The 15824-nt window shown below is 73.2% G+C and carries 16 protein-coding genes; 9 read left to right on the top strand and 7 right to left on the bottom strand.

Translation table 11 applies throughout. From position 1 onward, the window contains the following. Window positions 1-5: 5 nt before the first annotated feature. The gene (locus tag AB0H75_RS05085) at window positions 6-836 is read right to left on the bottom strand and encodes an LLM class F420-dependent oxidoreductase (protein ID WP_367790607.1); all 831 of its coding nucleotides are present in this window, start codon (window positions 834-836) and stop codon (window positions 6-8) included. A gap of 90 nt (window positions 837-926) precedes the next feature. Here AB0H75_RS05085 and AB0H75_RS05080 point away from each other — a divergent pair, with 90 nt between their 5' ends. Beyond that, window positions 927-2174, top strand: a complete 1248-nt coding sequence (locus AB0H75_RS05080) for an LLM class flavin-dependent oxidoreductase (protein ID WP_367790604.1) — start codon at window positions 927-929, stop codon at window positions 2172-2174. Then, complete coding sequence (locus tag AB0H75_RS05075; protein ID WP_367790602.1) at window positions 2171-3043, top strand: TIGR03619 family F420-dependent LLM class oxidoreductase; 873 nt, start codon at window positions 2171-2173, stop codon at window positions 3041-3043. Before AB0H75_RS05080 ends, AB0H75_RS05075 begins: the two co-directional genes overlap by 4 nt. A gap of 6 nt (window positions 3044-3049) precedes the next feature. On the opposite strand, the gene AB0H75_RS05070 is transcribed toward AB0H75_RS05075, so the two are convergent. Further along, window positions 3050-3397 carry a MarR family winged helix-turn-helix transcriptional regulator gene (locus AB0H75_RS05070; protein ID WP_367792327.1) on the bottom strand — a complete coding sequence of 116 codons (348 nt, stop codon included), beginning with the start codon at window positions 3395-3397 and terminating at the stop codon, window positions 3050-3052. A 65-nt stretch (window positions 3398-3462) separates the two neighbouring features. Between AB0H75_RS05070 and AB0H75_RS05065 the strand changes: the two genes are divergently transcribed. Genes AB0H75_RS05065 through AB0H75_RS05055 form a run of 3 tightly spaced genes read left to right on the top strand, consistent with a single transcriptional unit; the run spans window position 3463 to window position 4938 of the window. Beyond that, window positions 3463-3711, top strand: coding sequence for a hypothetical protein (locus tag AB0H75_RS05065; protein WP_367790599.1), 249 nt, complete (start codon window positions 3463-3465; stop codon window positions 3709-3711). 43 nt (window positions 3712-3754) lie between these two features. Beyond that, window positions 3755-4564 carry a HipA family kinase gene (locus AB0H75_RS05060; RefSeq protein WP_367790596.1) on the top strand — a complete coding sequence of 270 codons (810 nt, stop codon included), beginning with the start codon at window positions 3755-3757 and terminating at the stop codon, window positions 4562-4564. Further along, window positions 4561-4938 carry a DUF3037 domain-containing protein gene (locus tag AB0H75_RS05055; protein ID WP_367790593.1) on the top strand — a complete coding sequence of 126 codons (378 nt, stop codon included), beginning with the start codon at window positions 4561-4563 and terminating at the stop codon, window positions 4936-4938. Before AB0H75_RS05060 ends, AB0H75_RS05055 begins: the two co-directional genes overlap by 4 nt. Window positions 4939-4944: 6 nt before the next feature. Here the strand turns inward: AB0H75_RS05055 and AB0H75_RS05050 are convergent, their stop codons facing one another. From AB0H75_RS05050 to AB0H75_RS05035, 4 genes are all read right to left on the bottom strand, one after another. Further along, entirely contained in the window at window positions 4945-5787 is an 843-nt protein-coding gene (locus tag AB0H75_RS05050) for an NmrA family NAD(P)-binding protein (RefSeq protein ID WP_367790590.1), read from the bottom strand. Window positions 5788-5844: 57 nt separating this feature from the next. Beyond that, the gene (locus tag AB0H75_RS05045; protein WP_367792324.1) at window positions 5845-6687 is read right to left on the bottom strand and encodes a GNAT family N-acetyltransferase; all 843 of its coding nucleotides are present in this window, start codon (window positions 6685-6687) and stop codon (window positions 5845-5847) included. Between the two features lie 86 nt (window positions 6688-6773). Beyond that, window positions 6774-8465, bottom strand: coding sequence for an alpha/beta hydrolase (locus AB0H75_RS05040; protein WP_367790587.1), 1692 nt, complete (start codon window positions 8463-8465; stop codon window positions 6774-6776). A gap of 118 nt (window positions 8466-8583) precedes the next feature. Next, window positions 8584-9744, bottom strand: coding sequence for a serine protease (locus tag AB0H75_RS05035; protein WP_367790584.1), 1161 nt, complete (start codon window positions 9742-9744; stop codon window positions 8584-8586). Window positions 9745-10032: 288 nt separating this feature from the next. Between AB0H75_RS05035 and dxr the strand changes: the two genes are divergently transcribed. From dxr to AB0H75_RS05015, 4 genes are all read left to right on the top strand, one after another. Beyond that, window positions 10033-11229 carry a 1-deoxy-D-xylulose-5-phosphate reductoisomerase gene (dxr, locus tag AB0H75_RS05030; protein WP_367790581.1) on the top strand — a complete coding sequence of 399 codons (1197 nt, stop codon included), beginning with the start codon at window positions 10033-10035 and terminating at the stop codon, window positions 11227-11229. Between the two features lie 39 nt (window positions 11230-11268). Continuing rightward, window positions 11269-12444 carry a flavodoxin-dependent (E)-4-hydroxy-3-methylbut-2-enyl-diphosphate synthase gene (gene ispG / locus AB0H75_RS05025; RefSeq protein ID WP_367790578.1) on the top strand — a complete coding sequence of 392 codons (1176 nt, stop codon included), beginning with the start codon at window positions 11269-11271 and terminating at the stop codon, window positions 12442-12444. Between the two features lie 102 nt (window positions 12445-12546). After that, on the top strand, window positions 12547-13479 hold the full coding sequence (locus AB0H75_RS05020; RefSeq protein ID WP_367790575.1) for an aminoglycoside phosphotransferase family protein: 933 nt from the start codon (window positions 12547-12549) through the stop codon (window positions 13477-13479). A 128-nt stretch (window positions 13480-13607) separates the two neighbouring features. Next, a complete protein-coding gene (locus AB0H75_RS05015) occupies window positions 13608-14126 on the top strand; it encodes a GNAT family N-acetyltransferase (RefSeq protein ID WP_367790572.1) in 519 nt (172 codons plus the stop codon). Between the two features lie 49 nt (window positions 14127-14175). Here the strand turns inward: AB0H75_RS05015 and AB0H75_RS05010 are convergent, their stop codons facing one another. Beyond that, window positions 14176-15603, bottom strand: coding sequence for an aldehyde dehydrogenase family protein (locus AB0H75_RS05010; RefSeq protein WP_367790569.1), 1428 nt, complete (start codon window positions 15601-15603; stop codon window positions 14176-14178). Between the last annotated feature and the right edge of the window lie 221 nt (window positions 15604-15824).

Raw genomic sequence — 15824 nt, 5'->3', positions numbered from 1 at the left:
CGGCATTATGCCGTCTTCGTGATCAAAGTGGCGTAATGGTCGAGAATCGGCAGCACCTGATCGGCCGGGGCGCTCGGCAGCGTGGCCACGACCTCCTCGACGCCGAGCCCGGCGTAGTAGTCGAGCTTCTCCCCGGTCGGCAGGGTGCCGAACGGGATGACGCGGGCCATCGGCCGGCCCGCCCGCTCGCACGCCTCGCGCAGCGCGGGCAGCGCGGCCTTGATCCCCTTGCCGCCGATCGGCATCCAGCCGTCGGCGTACTCGGCGACGTGGGCGAACAGCTTCGGCCCCGCGGCGCCGCCGACGTACACGGGCGGGACGCGCCGCGGCTTGGGCCAGGACCAGGCCGGCTCGACCCCGTCCAGCAGGCCGTCGAAGGAGGCCACCTCCTCGCGCCACAGGGCCCGCATCGCCAGGACGTGGCGCCGGGCGACCTCGCGCCGGCCCGCGTACGGGACGCCGTGGTTCTCGATCTCCTCGACGTTCCAGCCGAACCCGACGCCGACCACCGTCCGCCCGCCGGACAGGTGGTCGAGCGACGCGATCGCCTTGGCCGTGACGATGGGGTCGCGCTGGGCGGCGAGCAGGATGCCGGTGCCGACCTCCAGCGTGCGCGTCGCCGCCGCCGCGAAGGAGAGGGCCACGAGCGGGTCGAGGGTGCGCCGGTACTCCTCGGGCAGCTCGCCGCCGCCCGGGTACGGCGTGCGCCGCGAGCGCGGGATGTGCGTGTGCTCGGGCACGTACAGGGAGGAGAACCCCCGCTCCTCGGCCGCCCTGGCCAGCTCGTCGATCGGCATGGCCAGGTCGGTGGCGAACATCGTGACGCCCAGCCGCATGGGGAGCCTCCTCGCAGTTAACCAAGCGATTGCTCGGCCAAGATTTCCAGAGTACCTTGCGTAGGAACACTCCGCGGAAAGAGGTCCCCGGTGAAGTTTTCCATCTTCCTTAACCCGCAGATTCCAGGCTCCGGATACGCGGCCGAGGAGAACGCCAAGGCCCGGCGCCCGATCGGGCGGGACACGGAGTCGTACCAGAATCTGCTGCGCGAGGTGCGGGAGATAGCGGTGCACGCCGACCGGCTGGGATTCGACGCGCTGATGATGACCGAGCACCACTTCCATTCCGAGGGCATGGAGTTCTCGGTCAATCCGCTGATGTTCCTGACCGACCTCGCCGCCCGCACCGAGCGCATCCTGCTCGCGCCGCTCGGCCTGGTGCTGCCCGCCTGGGACCCGATCAGGGCGGCCGAGGACGTGGCGCTGCTGGACCAGTTCTGCCGGGGCCGGCTGCGCCTCGGCGTGGCCCGCGGCTACCAGAACCGCTGGATGAACGTGCTCGGCCAGCGCTGGCACGCCGCCGCCGCCCGCTCCGACGGCTCGGCCTCCGACACCCGCAACTTCGACGTCTTCGGCGAGGTGCTGAAGATCATGAAGATGGCGTGGACGCAGGAGACGCTGCGCTACAGGTCCGACGTGCTGGACTACCAGGTGCCCTACCCGTACGAGGGCATCGAGGGCTGGCCCGCCCAGGAGTGGACGAGGACCTTCGGCGCGCCCGCCGAGCTGGACGACGACGGCAAGGTGGTCGCGGTCTCCGTCTGCCCCCGGCCGTACCAGGACCCGCATCCGGAGCTGTGGCAGCCGTTCACCATCTCGGACCGGTCGGTGATCAGGGCCGCGCAGGAGAACATCCTGCCGTGGATGTTCACCCCCAACCCCGACGACCACGCCGCCAAGGCCAAGCTCTACCAGGAGGAGTCCGCCCGCCAGGGCCGCCGCTACAAGCTGGGCGAGCACACCGGCATCCTCAAGATCGTCGGCATCGCGGACACCACCCAGCAGGCGATCGACACCTTCGGCCGCAGCATCCCCAAGGACTTCGCCGCCTTCTTCGGCCCCTTCGGCTACCTGGAGGTGCTGCGCAAGAAGGAGGACGAGAAGCACGAGCCGATCTCCCCGGAGAAGGGCGACGCCAAGCGCATGAACGACGTCGAGATGGCGCTGTTCGGCACCCCCGACGACGTCAAGCGCGGCATCCAGCGCATGCTCGACCGCATGCCGGACCTGGAGTGGTTCGGCCTCTACATGCAGGGCCAGCAGGGCGTGCTGCCGCTGGACGTCGTCAAGCGCAACCTGGAGCTGTTCGCGACCAAAGTGGCGCCGGAGTTCCGGTGAAGATCTGGCTGGCGGCCTCCTTCGCCGACACCGACCAGTTCCTGGAGCTGGCGCGCGCGGCCGAGCGGTGCGGGTTCGACACGCTGACGCTGTCGGACCACCTGTTCTACGCCGACTTCGCCACGCCGTACCCGTACTCCCGCTCGGGCCGCCCCCGCTGGGACGCCACGACGCACTGGCCGGACGTGTGGGTCACGATCGGGGCGATGGCCGCGGTCACCAGCACGCTGCGCTTCTCCCCCAACGTGTACGTCGCCCCCGCCCGCGACCTGTTCACCGTGGCCAAGCAGGTGTCCACGGCGGCGGTGCTGTCGCGCGACCGGGTGACCTTCGGGGTCGGGGTGGGCTGGTGCGCGGAGGAGTTCGCCGGCACCGGCCAGGACTTCCACACGCGCGGCCGCCGCCTGGACGCCATGCTGCCGACGCTGCGGGCGCTGTGGTCGGGCGGGCGCGTCACGCTCGACGGCCTGCCGGAGCTGTCGATCTCGCCGGTCCCGGCCGCGCCGATCCCGGTGTACGTCGGCGGCGACAGCGAGGCGGCCCTGCGGCGCGCGGCCCGGCTGGGCGACGGCTGGATCGGCAACCGCATCTACACCGAGGAGCAGCTCGATCCGGTGCTGGCCACCCTGCGCCGGCTCCTGGACGAGAACGGCAGGAGCGGCGAGCCGTTCGACGTCATCGCCCCGCTGGCCGAGCTGCCGGACGCCGCGACCTACCGCCGCTACGCCGCCAAGGGCGTGACCGGCACGCTGGCCGCCCCCTGGTGGCTGGCCACGCCGGAGGAGAAGGCCCGGCACGGCGCGGGCACGCTGGAGCTGAAGCTCGCCACGATGGAGCGCTTCGCCGAGCAGGTCCTCGCCAAGCTCTGACCGCCCCTACGCCGGTGGCGGTGGCGGCTCGGCGAGGTTGCGCAGCATGCGCCGCAGCAGGTCCGTCATGCACTCCAGCTCCCCGGCCGAGAACCCGTCGAAGACCTGCCTGCTGACCTGCCCGAAGACCGGCGGCAGGCGGGGCACCAGCGCCCGCCCCCCGGCGGTCAGCTCCACGACGACCGAGCGCCGGTCGTGCGGGTGCCTGGCCCGCCGCAGCAGCCCCTTGGCCTGCAACCGGTCCAGCAGCCTGGTCATGCCGGCCGTGTCGGTGCCCACCAGGTCCTTCAGCCGGCTGGGCGTGGCGGCCCCGCCGGCGGCGTGCAGCAGCAGCGCGGCCTGCTGCGCGGTCAGCCCCAGGGGGCCAGGCGGCGCTCGGTCTCGCCCAGGGCCTGCGCCGGGCGGGCCTCGACGTCACCGTGTACGAACGCGACCCCTCGGCCGCGCACCGCCCCCAGGGCTCCCGCGTCAGCCTGAGGCGGACCGGCGTCCAGGCACTGCGGGCCTGCCTGCCGGCCCACCTGTTCGACGCGGTCCACAGCATGGGCCCGGGCCGCGGCGAGGGTGCGGCCTACGAGCACGCGATGCTCGGCTACGCCTTCGCCGCCGTCGCGGCCTCCCGCGACCATCCGTTCGCCCCGTCCGCGGCCCGGCCGGGAAAGCTGTGACGCCGGGGACGAAAGTATGCCCGATGGGCGATAGCCTCATGTCGTGCTGGATAGGATCGCAGCCACCCGTTACGTGACCCCGCTGCGGGAGGGCGGTTCGCTGCCCGGCGTCGTCGAGGCCGACGACCTGGGCACGTACGTCGTGAAGTTCCGCGAGGCGGGCCAGGGCAGGCGGGTGCTGGTCGCCGAGATCATCGCCGGCGAGCTGGCCCGCAGGCTGGGCCTGCGGACCCCCGAGCTCAAGCTCATCGACATCGACCCGCAGCTCGGCATCCGCGAGCCCGACGAGGAGGTCCAGGACCTCCTCAAGGCCAGCACCGGGCTCAACCTGGCGGTCGACTTCCTGCCGGGCGCGCTCGGGTTCGAGCCGCTGACGTGGGTGGCCGACCCGGTGTTCGCGGCCCGGGTGGTGTGGTTCGACGGCCTGATCCACAACATCGACCGGAGCTGGCGCAACCCCAACCTGCTCGTCTGGCACCGCGACACCTGGCTGATCGACCACGGCGCGTCCCTGTGGTTCCACCACAACTGGCCGTCGGCCGACCCGCAGCGGCCCTTCGACGCCGCCGACCACGTGCTGGCGCCGTACGCGGGCGACGTGACGGCCGCCGGCGCCGGCTTGGCCGGCCGGATCAGCCGCGAGCTGCTGGAGAGCGTGACGGCGCTGGTCCCCGACGAGTGGCTGGACGGCGAGCCCGGCTTCGACGGGCCGCCCGCCGTGCGGCAGGCGTACGTGGAGCATCTGCTGGCCCGGGCCCACGGGCCCGGCGGGTGGCTGGTGCGCGGCGAGCCTCGGCGGCACCGCTCCGGGCCGGGGTCGGTCGGCGAGTTCTGGCGGGGAGGCGGCCGGTGACCAGGGACGTCTACGAGTACGCGGTGATCCGCGTCGTCCCCAGGGTGGAGCGGGGCGAGCTGATCAACGCGGGCGTGCTGCTGTACTGCCAGCCGCGCGGCTACCTGTGCGCCCGGGTCGAGCTGGACCCGGCCCGGCTGCGGGCGCTCGACCCGGCGGCCGACGTCGACGCGGTGCGGCGGGCGCTGACCGCGTACGAGCTGGCCTGCGGCGAGCGGCCGGGCCCGCTGGAGGCCGAGCCGCTGGGCGGCCGGTTCCGCTGGCTGACCGCGCCGCGCAGCACGATCGTGCAGGCCGGCCCCGTGCACGCCGGCCTCACCGCCGACCCCGACACCGAGCTGGCCCGCCTGTTCGACAAGCTGGTGCGCCTCTGAGGAGGCTCAGAACCGGCTCGCGTTGGCCGCCGCCCACTGCTCGAACGTGCGCGGCGGCCGGCCGGTCACCCGCTCCACCGTGGGCAGCACCTCCGACTCGTCCAGCTCGCCGCGGGCGAAGAAGCCCATGAACGCCTCGACGTACGGCTCGGGCATCCCCTCGGCGACCATCCGCGCCCTGGCCTCCTCGTCGGACAGCCCCTCGAAGCGCAGCTCGCGGCCGAGCGCCGCGCCCAGGACGCGCAGCCGGTCGGCGGGCCGCAGCGGCTCCGGCCCGGTCAGCCCGTAGACCTGCCCGTCGTGCCCCTTCTCGGTGAGGGCCGCGGCGGCGACCGCGGCGATGTCGAGGGGGTCGACGGTGGCCACGGCGACGTCGGGGAAGGAGTCCCGGACGACGTCACCCGCCTTGAGCTGGTCGGCCCAGCGCAGCGTGTTGGACATGAACGTGCGCGGCCGCAGGATCGTCCAGGGGACGCCCGACTCCCGCACCAGCCGCTCGGACTCCACGTGGTAGGCCGAGACCGGGTTGCTCACGTCGGCGGCCTCGGCCGCGCTGGCCGACAGCAGCACGACGTGCTCGACCCCGGCCCGCGCGAGCGCGGCCAGCGTCTCGTCCATGCGGGCGTAGCCGGCCAGCAGGAACACGCCGCGCACGCCCTCCAGGGCGCCGGCGACCGACGCGGGGTCGTTGAGATCGCCCAGCGCCTGCTCGACCGGCCCGCCGGCCGGCTGCCCCGCCAGGTGCTCGACCGGCCGCCGCACCAGGGCGCGTACCGGCGTGCCCGTCCCGGCGAGCGTCCGCACCAGCGCGCCGCCCGCGTTCCCCGTGGCTCCCGTGACTAAGATCATGGAGCCAGGCTAGAACACCGCCGGGCTGGAACAACACCGAGCTGGAACAACACCGGGCTAGAACAACACCGACATGAAGGTGTCGACCTCGGTGAAGCCGACCTTCCTGTAGACGGCGCGGGCCGAGCGGTTGTAGTCGTTGACGTAGAGGCTGACCACAGGGGCGAAGCACTCCCGCGCCGCCTCCACGACCGCCGCCATGCCGGCCGCCGCGTGGCCGCGCCCGCGCAGCTCCGGGTGCACCCACACGCCCTGGATCTGGCAGGCCTGCGGGGTGACCGCCCCCACCTCCGCCTTGAAGACGACCCTGCCGTCCTCGATGCGCGCGTACGAGCGGCCGATCCTGATCAGCTCGGCCACCCGCGTGCGGTACAGCGCGCCGCCGTCGCCCAGGTTGGGCGAGACGCCGACCTCTTCGGTGAACATGGCCACGCACGCCGGCAGCAGGACGTCGAACTCCTCCGGCCGCACCCGCCGCACCAGCGGGTCGGGCGGCACGGACGGCTTGCGTGAGATCGCCATGACGGGCTGCGCCCACCGGATGGCCCGCGCCCGCCCCCAGTGCGGCTCCAGCCGCTCCCACAGCAGGGAGACCGCGTCCACCGGCCCTACGATGGACGAGCAGCGCCGCCCCTGCTTGCGGGCACGGTCGGCGAACGCGTGGACCGCCTCGGGCCCGGCGTTGACCGGCACCATGTTGGCTCCCGCGTAACAGAGTGACACGAGGGCACCGCGCGGCCCGAACCCCCACATCTGCCCGCCGAGCCTGGCCGGGTTGAGTCCGACGGCCCGCACCCTGGAGGAGACGAAGACGTTGGCGACCGGATCGGTGTCCAGCAGGGCGATGACCTCGTCCCGGTCGCTGTCGTCCAGCACGCGCGACGCCGATGTACGCAGCATCACATGGTCAGACTACGCGAAGGGTCACCGATTAGCTCATCCGGCGCAGCCCACAGTGACCCATTCTTGACGTCGGAGCGGTTACCTCAGCCCAGCTTCGGCAGCCCGAGCATGCCGAGGACGCCCAGGAGGCCGCCCGCGCCCAGCGGCAGCGGCGTGCGCTGCGCCTGGCGCGCCGGGGCCCGCTCGCCGGACCCGGCCGGAAGGGGGTCGGGCAGCGCGTCGCACACCGCGTCGCGCCGCGGCAGCGTGCCGTTGCGCAGGTAGGCGGCCAGGTGCCGGTCCACGCACTGGTTGCCGCCCAGCGCCACCCCGTGGTTGCCGCCCTGGTCCACCACCATCCTGGCCTGCGGGAAGAGCCGCCGCATCCGCAGCGCCCCCTCGTACGGCGTCGCCGCGTCGTCGCGGGACTGCAGCATGAGGATCGGCGGCAGCTTCGCCGGCCCGCGCACGTCCACCGGGGTGCCGCCCTGCACCGGCCAGAACATGCAGGGAGCGTTGAACCAGGCGTTCGGCCAGGTCAGGAAGGGCGCCTTGCGGTGCGCCTCGGACATGTCGGCGCGCCACTCGGCCCACCGGCGCGGCCAGCGCGCGTCGCGGCACTGGACGCCGAGGTAGACGGCGTAGCCGTTCTCGTCGGCGGTGTCGTTCTTGCCGTGCTTGTTGTAGAGGGCGATGAGGTTCCTGGCGTCGCCGCGCCGGACGTAGGCGGACCACGCCTCGGCGAACTGCGGCCAGACCCGGTTGCTGTAGCCGGCGATGGTGAAGGTGTCGTCCAGCTCGCTCGGGCCCACGATGCCGCCCGCGGGCCTGGTGCGCAGCCGGTCGCGCATCGCGTAGTAGGCGAACTGCGTCTGCCTGAGCGAGCCGCCGAGCTTGTAGACGTCGTGGTGCTTGGCGGTCCAGGCGAGGAACTGGCGGTGGCGGTGCTCGAAGGAGTAGTCCTGGGCCAGGTTCGAGCGGTACCAGACCGCGGTCGGGTCCACGGTGCTGTCCATGACCAGGCGCCTGACCCGCTTGGGGAACAGCGTGGCGTAGACGGCGCCCAGGTAGGTGCCGTACGAGAAGCCGAGGTAGCTGATCCGCTCCTCGCCGAGGGCGGCGCGGATCACGTCCATGTCCCTGGCCGCGTTCTCGGTGGTGAGGTGCGGCAGCAGCCAGGAGTACTTCTCGCCGCAGCGGCGGGCGTACTCGGCGGCCCGGCCCAGCAGCGTCCGCTCGTCGGCGGCGGTGTGCGGCACGGCGTCGGGACGCGGCGCCCGGTAGAAGACGTCCGGATCGACGCAGTGCAGCGCCGGCTCGCTGGCGCCGACGCCGCGCGGGTCGAAGCCGACGATGTCGTAACGCGCGCTCACGTCGGCCGGCAGCCCGGCGGCGACGTACTGGGTCAGCGCCCGCCCGGAGGCCCCCGGGCCGCCCGGGTTGACCAGCAGCGCGCCCAGGCGGTCGGCGCTCCTGGACGTTCTGGCCTTGATCCGGTTGATCGCCACCTTGATCGACCGGCCCCCGGGGTGGTGGTAGTCGAGCGGCACCCGTACGGTGGCGCACTCCAGGGCGGGCCGGGCCGCCCGCCCGTCCGCCACCTGCTCGCCCGCCGCCTGCTTGGCCCCCGTAGCGGGGCAGGCTCCCCAGACCACCGGCGTCACCGGCACCGCCTGCGCCGCGTTCCCCGCCGCCGCCCCGGCCGCCGCGCCCCCGGCCAACGCCGGCTCGTCCACGCTCGCGACCAACGCGACCAGCACCGCCATCCCGGCGACGACCCCCATGACCCGTTTCACCCGGCCCCCTTCCTGTCGTAGGCCCTGCGATGCTCCCGTGCGTGGCCGGGTGGTGACGGCGGGTATGGGGAAAAGCTTGCCAACCCGTAATCGTCCTATGCCTGGGCGTGTCCGCGGGTCAGCCGCGCCGGGCGGTGTCGAACAGGGCCCTGGCGATGGCGCCGAAGTAGGGGCCGTACATGGTGCGCGGGTCGTCGGTGTACTTGAAGCTGCTCAGCGACGTGATCCGGCCCCGGCCGGAGGCCGGGTCGAAGCCGGTCAGCCAGGGGCCGCCACTGGAGCCGGCCGTCATGGCGCAGCCCAGGCCCTGGTCGCGGCTCTGCTTGTACGGGTCGTCGCGCAGCCGCCCGGCGCAGTAGACCAGGCGGTCGCCCCGGTACGGCGGGTCCGCCGGGTAGCCGAAGCCGTACGCCTGCCCGCCGCGCGGCGCGTTGAAGGCGATGTCCTGGCCGCCCACCACGTCGGTCACGTGCCGGCCGCCCCAGGTGGCCAGCGCGACCATGCCGATGTCGTAGTCGTCGTCGGCGCGGCGCGCCCACGGGCCGGTGACGAACATGCGGCGGGCGGCGTAGCGGCCGTACGGGTGGCTGCCGCGCGTGCCGTAACCCGGCACGAACGTCCAGTTCTGGGCCCATTGGCCGGTGCCGTCCTTGACGCAGTGGCCGGCGGTGACGACCACGTCCCTGCTGGCGCTCCTGACGGTGCTGGCCGAGCAGACGAAGTCGGCGCCGTTCACCGTCATGAACACCCGCCCGGTGGTCCTGGCCACCGCGCCGCCCGCCCCCCAGCGGGCGCCGACCGTGCCGGACCTCGGCGCGCGGGCCGCCTGCGGGCCGCGCGGCGCGGAGGCGGCGAGGGCGGGCACGACCGGCACCGCGCCCAGCCGGGGGAACGCGGCCGCGGGCCGGGGGCGGCCGGTCAGCCCGCCCAGCAGGTCGCCGCCCGTCACGAGGTCGAGCAGGCCGATGGGCAGGGCGTTGGCCATGCGCTCCGGCGTCCAGTAGTCGAGCACGCGGCGTTGCTCGGCGGTGGTGCGCGCGGCCACGTGCTCGACGACGTGCCCGGACGCGGGCCCCGGCGGCGGGGATGCGGGCCCGGACGAGGTGCGGCCGGCGAGCGGGCCCGCGGCCGGGCGCCGGGTCTGGTAGTGGTGGACGGGCGGGCCGGCCGGAGCTGGGGCGGCCTGCCACGGGCCGGGGGCCGCCGCGCCGATGAGGGCGGGCCCCATCAGCCCTGCCAGCAGCGGAGCCGCCGCAAGCAGGGGGGTGCTCAGGGTCATGCCCCCCAAGTCTGCACCACCGCTCGTGTCGTTGTGACTACTATCGGTAAATTGCTCGGAGTGCGCCGCTGGTCAGCGCGGCCCGGGCGTATTACGTACCCACCGGAACCGGATTTGGGGCCGGGAAAGTAATCGGCACAATATCCGGCTTTCTTGGGATATGTGCATACCGATAGTGCGATATTCGGCGGTAAAACCGCTCCCTCATCTCCCACCCCTCACATGGGCGGATCCCGGACGTCCCGCACCGCGTGCCCGGACACGCTCCGCACCAGGGACAATGGACTGGTGCATGCAGAGACCCTCCGCCCCCCGGCCAGGTCCGTCGTCCTGCTCGGCTCCACCGGCTCCATCGGCACCCAGGCCCTCGACGTCGCCGCCGCCGGCGGCTTCCGGGTCGCGGCGCTGGCCGCCGGCGGTGCCAGGATCGAGCTGCTGGCCGGGCAGGCGGCCGAGTTCGGCGTCGAGGCGGTGGCGGTGGCCGACCCGGCGGCGGTGCCCGCGCTGCGCGAGGCGCTGGCCGCGCGCGGCGCCCGGCCCAAGGTGCTGGCCGGTCCCGAAGGGGTCGCCGAGGTGGCGGCCTGGCAGTGCGACATCGTGCTCAACGGCATCACCGGCGCGCTCGGGCTGACCTCCACGCTGGTCGCGCTGGAGGCGGGCCGCACGCTGGCCCTCGCCAACAAGGAGTCCCTGATCATCGGCGGCCCGCTGGTCAAGCGGCTGGCCGCCCCCGGGCAGATCCTGCCCGTCGACTCCGAGCACTCGGCGCTGCAGCAGTGCCTGTGGGCGGCGGGGCCGCGGGCTTACGACCCGGCGAGCGTGCGGCGGCTCGTGGTCACCGCCAGCGGCGGCCCGTTCCGCGGGCGGCGGCGCGAGGAGATGGCCGAGGTCACCCCCGAGATGGCGCTGGCCCATCCCACCTGGTCCATGGGCCCGGTCATCACCATCAACTCCGCCACCCTGGTCAACAAGGGGCTGGAGGTGATCGAGGCGCACCTGCTGTTCGACCTCGACTTCGACCGCATCGAGGTGGTGGTCCACCCCCAGTCGATCATCCACTCCATGGTCGAGTACGTCGACGGCTCCACCATCGCCCAGGCCAGCCCGCCCGACATGCGCCTGCCGATCGCGCTCGCGCTCGGCCATCCGCACCGCGTTCCGGGCGCGGCCAGGGCCGTCGACTGGACCAAGGCCCACACGTGGACGTTCGAGCCCCTCGACGACGTGGCGTTCCCCTCGGTCGCCCTGGCCCGGCACGTCGGCGCCGAGGGCGGCACCGCGCCCGCCGTCTACAACGCCGCCAACGAGGTCTGCGTGGCGGCGTTCATGCGCGGCGGGCTGCCGTTCCTGGCGATCGTCGACACCGTGGCCCGGGTGGTCGAGGAGCACCAGGTCACCGCCGCCGAGTCCCTCGACGAGGTGCTGGCGGCCGACGCCTGGGCCCGCGCGCGTGCGGCGGAACTCACAGCCGGACAGTCCCGCTAGCTACATAAACTTGAAACCGTCGTCACAGTAAGGGTTGAAATGTCTTCCGTAGCTCTCGGCATCCCGACGATCCGCCCCAAGCCGCTCGCCGAACGCCGCCACTCCCGCCAGATCATGGTCGGCAACGTGCCCGTGGGCGGCGACGCGCCCGTCTCGGTGCAGTCGATGACGACCACGGTGACCGCCGACGTCAACTCCACCCTGCAGCAGATCGCGGAGCTGACCGCGTCCGGCTGCCAGATCGTGCGCGTGGCCGTGCCGTCCCAAGACGACGCGGACGCCCTGCCCCTCATCGCCAAGAAGTCGCAGATCCCCGTCATCGCCGACATCCACTTCCAGCCGAAGTACGTGTTCGCGGCCATCGAGGCGGGCTGCGCCGCCGTCCGGGTCAACCCGGGCAACATCAAGAAGTTCGACGACAAGGTCGGCGAGATCGCCAGGGCCGCCGCCGACCACGGCGTGCCCATCCGCATCGGCGTCAACGCCGGCTCCCTCGACCCCCGCCTGCTCCAGAAGTACGGCAAGGCCACCCCCGAGGCGCTGGTCGAGTCCGCGTTGTGGGAGTGCTCGCTGTTCGAGGAGCACGGCTTCCGCGACATCAAGATCTCGGTCAAGCACAACGACCCCGTCGTCATGATCAACGCCTACCGCCTGCTGGCCGCCAAGTGCGACTACCCGCTGCACCTGGGCGTGACGGAGGCGGGCCCGGCCTTCCAGGGCACCATCAAGTCCGCCGTCGCCTTCGGCGCCCTGCTCGCCGAGGGCATCGGCGACACCATCCGTGTCTCCCTGTCCGCGCCGCCGGTCGAGGAGGTCAAGGTCGGCATCCAGATCCTGGAGTCCCTGGGGCTGCGCGAGCGCGGCCTGGAGATCGTCTCCTGCCCGTCCTGCGGCCGCGCCCAGGTCGACGTCTACACCCTGGCCGAGCAGGTGCAGGCCGGCCTGGAGGGCCTGAAGGTGCCGCTGCGGGTGGCCGTGATGGGCTGCGTCGTCAACGGCCCCGGCGAGGCCCGCGAGGCCGACCTGGGCGTCGCCTCCGGCAACGGCAAGGGCCAGATCTTCGTCAAGGGCGAGGTCATCAAGACCGTCCCCGAGTCCCAGATCGTGGAGACCCTGATCGAGGAGGCCCTGCGGCTGGCCGAGGAGATGGGCGTCGAGATCGACCTCGACGACGACTCCCCCGCCACCTCCGGCCCGGTCGTCACGGTGAGCTGAGCCCCAGGGGGCGCCCGGGCACGACTCGCCCGGGCACGGCGGCCCGTCGCCGCGCCGATTTCCGGTTGCGCGGCGGGAACGCCGAAGGTCATGATCGATCCGATGACGACGACTACCCGAGACGGCCGTGCCGGGATCGACGCCGCGCTGGTGAGGCGGCTGATCGCGGCCCAGTTCCCGCAGTGGGCCGAGCTGCCCGTGACGCCGGTCGAGATCGACGGCTGGGACAACCGGACCTACCGGCTGGGCACGGAGCTGACCGTCCGGCTGCCCACCGCCGCCGGTTACGTGCCCGCCGTCGAGAAGGAGCACCGGTGGTTGCCCCGGCTGGCGCCGTCGCTGCCGGTCGCCGTCCCGGAGATCGTGGCCCAGGGCGAGCCCGGCGAGGGTTACCCGTTCCCCTGGTCGGTCCGTCGCTGGATCGAGGGCGAGACGGCGGCCCGGGGGCGCGTCGGCGACCTGACGCGGTTCGCGGTCGCGGTGGCGGAGTTCGTCCTCGCGCTGCGGCGGTGCGACGCGACCGGCGGGCCGCTCGCGGGCGCGCACAGCTTCTACCGGGGAGCGCCGCCCGCCCACTACGACGAGGAGACCCGCCGCTGCCTGAAGGAGCTCAAGGGCGTGGTCGACACCGGGCGGGCCACCGCCGTCTGGGACGCCGCCCTGGCCGCGGAGTGGCGTGGCGAGCCGGTGTGGTTCCACGGCGACATCGCCCCCGGCAACCTGCTGGTCTCCGGGGGCGAGCTGACCGCCGTCATCGACTTCGGCACCTCGGGCGTCGGCGATCCGGCCTGCGACCTGGTGATCGCGTGGACGACGTTCGGCGGCGCGAGCCGTGAGGCGTTCCGGGAGACTTTCCGGGAGGCGGGCGGCCATGACGACGGCGCCTGGGCGCGCGCGAGGGGCTGGGCGCTGTGGAAGGCCCTGCTGGTGTTGTCGCAGTCCCTCGACTCCGGCGACGAGGAGCAGGCCGCCGACTCCCGGCGCGTGATCAATGAGGTCCTGGCCGACCACGACCGCTTCGCCCAGCGGGGTTAGGATGCGGGTCATGGAGTGCTTCGCCGCGGGGTTCGTCCGCCGCTGAGGGCCGGTTCGCGGCCGGTGACAGGCCGTGAGCGGGCCTGCCGCTGCCCGTTTCCAAGCCCTCAGCCGAAAGGCGCACCTCCATGCGTATCCGCCCCTTCGTCCAGGACGACCTGGCCCGCGTCACCGAGCTGACCATCGAGACGTTCGGCCCCTTCTACGAGGAGCACTTCCGCCCGCTGGTCGGCGAGGCCGTCTTCGCCAACCAGCACGGCGACTGGCGCGGCGACTGGCGCGGCGACTACCACCGGCAGCTGGCCGGGCTGCACGACCCGGCCCGGCACAAGCACGTCGCGGTGGCCGAGCCAGAGCCCGGGTCCGAGCCCGCCCCCGGCTCCGGGATCGCCGGCTACGTGGCCTGGAGCGTCGATCCTGCGCGCAGGAACGGCGTCATCAGCCACCTCGCCGTCGGCTCCGCGCGCCGCCGGCACGGTCTCGGCACCGCGCTGTGCGAGCACGCCTTCGGCGCCCTGCGGGAGCACGGCGCCGAGGTGGTCGAGATCGGCACCGGCGGCGATCCCTTCCACGCGCCCGCCCGTGCCCTGTACGACCGGCTCGGGTGCGTCGCGCTCCCGGTCGTGGTCTACTACCGCCGGCTCTGACCCGGCCGCCCCGCCCTCGGGACGGCCGGTCCCGGGAGCGGGGTTCCGCTCAGAGCGTCAGGCCGGTCAGGACCATGACCTTCTCGTACGTCAGGTCCTCCATCGCCGCCTGCAGCCCCTCGCGCCCGACGCCGGAGTCCTTCACCCCGCCGTACGGCATCTGGTCGGCCCGGTAGGAGGGCACGTCGCCGATGATGACGCCGCCCACCTCCAGCTCCCGGTTCGCCCGGAAGGCGGCGTCCAGCGAGCGGGTGAACACGCCGGCCTGAAGCCCGTACCTGGAGTCGTTGACCATCGCGTACGCCTCGTCGATCGAGTCGGCCGGCTGCAGGATCATGACGGGCCCGAAGACCTCCTCGCAGGCGACCTTGGCGTCGTGCGGGACGTCGGCGAGCACCGTCGGGGCGATCGTGGCGCCCTCCCGGGTGCCGCCGGTCAGCACGCGGGCCCCGGCGGAGACGGCCTCCCGCACCCACTGCTCGACCCGCTCGGCGGCGGCCTCCGACACCAGCGGGCCGACCTGCGTCTTCTCGTCGGCCGGGTCTCCGGTGACGAGGGCGTCCACGGCGGGCAGCAGGCGCTCGACGAAGGCGTCGTAGACGGGCCGCTCGACGATCACCCGCTGGACGGCGATGCAGCTCTGCCCGGCCTGGTAGTTGGAGTAGAGGGCGATGCGCTGCGCGGCCCAGTCGAGGTCGGCGTCGGCCAGCACGACGGCCGCCGCGTTGCCGCCCAGCTCCAGGGTGACGTGCTTGCGCGGCACCTGGTCGGCGATGGCGTACCCGACGGGGGCGGAGCCGGTGAACGACACCACCGGCAGGCGCGGGTCGGTGACGAGGGCGGCGGCGCGCTCGTTGGGGAGGGGCAGCACCGAGAACATGCCGGCGGGCAGGTCGGTCTCGGCCAGGATCTCGCCGAGCAGCAGCGCCGACAGGGGCGTGGCGGGGGCGGGCTTGACGACGACCGGCGCGCCGACCGCGATGGCCGGGGCGACCTTGTGCGCGACGAGGTTCAGCGGGAAGTTGAACGGGGTGATCGCCAGCACCGGGCCCTTGGGCACGCGCGAGACGTACGCGAGCCGCCCGGCCGCGGCCGGCTCGGTGTCGAGCCGCTGGACCTCGCCCGACCAGCGGCGGGTCTCCTCGGCGGCGAAGCGGAACGTGGCCACGGCCCGCGAGACCTCGCCACGCGCCCAGAGGATCGGCTTGCCGTTCTCGGCGGTGATGAGGTGGGCGATCTCGTCGGCCCGCTCGGCCAGCCGGCGCGAGACGTGGGCCAGGGCCTCGGCCCGTACGTGCACGGGCAGGGCGGCGGCCTGCCGGGCCACCGCGTGGGCGCCCGCGACGGCCTCCTCCACCTGGGCGTCGGTGGGCACGGAGTGCCGGCCGACCTCCCGGCCGTCGTGGGGGTTGGTGACAGTGAGCTCGGAGTCCCCGGCCGCCGGGCGGCCGTTCAGCCAGAAGGTACGCACGTCCATACGACGACGTTATGCCAAGGCGGTGATAGGGGATCTACACCACGATGCACAAGAGCCTCGGGAGCGCTCACCGTTAAGTACAAGCTCCGTTGTATACCCAACATGTAACAGAAGTAGACCTAATTCGGGATGTTTACCATGCGGAGGGGTTTGAGGGATCTCCGCCTTGGCTAAGTCATCGGGAGCGGGTCTCCAAGCGCGGCGGGCCCCCGATCAGAAAG

It is taken from the genome of Nonomuraea sp. NPDC050783 (assembly GCF_040802095.1).
Classification (GTDB): Bacteria; Actinomycetota; Actinomycetes; order Streptosporangiales; family Streptosporangiaceae; genus Nonomuraea.
The sequence above is the reverse complement of the archived record's forward strand: the minus strand, read 5'-3'. Positions and strand labels throughout refer to the sequence as shown.

Excerpts from the sequence above, each read along its gene's own strand:
- AB0H75_RS05035 (WP_367790584.1), bottom strand. The coding sequence starts at position 9,744 with ATGACCCTGAGCACCCCCCTGCTTGCGGCGGCTCCGCTGCTGGCAGGG.
- AB0H75_RS05045 (WP_367792324.1), bottom strand. The coding sequence starts at position 6,687 with ATGCTGCGTACATCGGCGTCGCGCGTGCTGGACGACAGCGACCGGGAC.
- AB0H75_RS05020 (WP_367790575.1), top strand. The coding sequence starts at position 12,547 with ATGACGACGACTACCCGAGACGGCCGTGCCGGGATCGACGCCGCGCTG.
- AB0H75_RS05015 (WP_367790572.1), top strand. The coding sequence starts at position 13,608 with ATGCGTATCCGCCCCTTCGTCCAGGACGACCTGGCCCGCGTCACCGAG.
- AB0H75_RS05050 (WP_367790590.1), bottom strand. The coding sequence starts at position 5,787 with ATGATCTTAGTCACGGGAGCCACGGGGAACGCGGGCGGCGCGCTGGTG.
- AB0H75_RS05085 (WP_367790607.1), bottom strand. The coding sequence starts at position 836 with ATGCGGCTGGGCGTCACGATGTTCGCCACCGACCTGGCCATGCCGATC.
- ispG (WP_367790578.1), top strand. The coding sequence starts at position 11,269 with ATGTCTTCCGTAGCTCTCGGCATCCCGACGATCCGCCCCAAGCCGCTC.
- AB0H75_RS05010 (WP_367790569.1), bottom strand. The coding sequence starts at position 15,603 with ATGGACGTGCGTACCTTCTGGCTGAACGGCCGCCCGGCGGCCGGGGAC.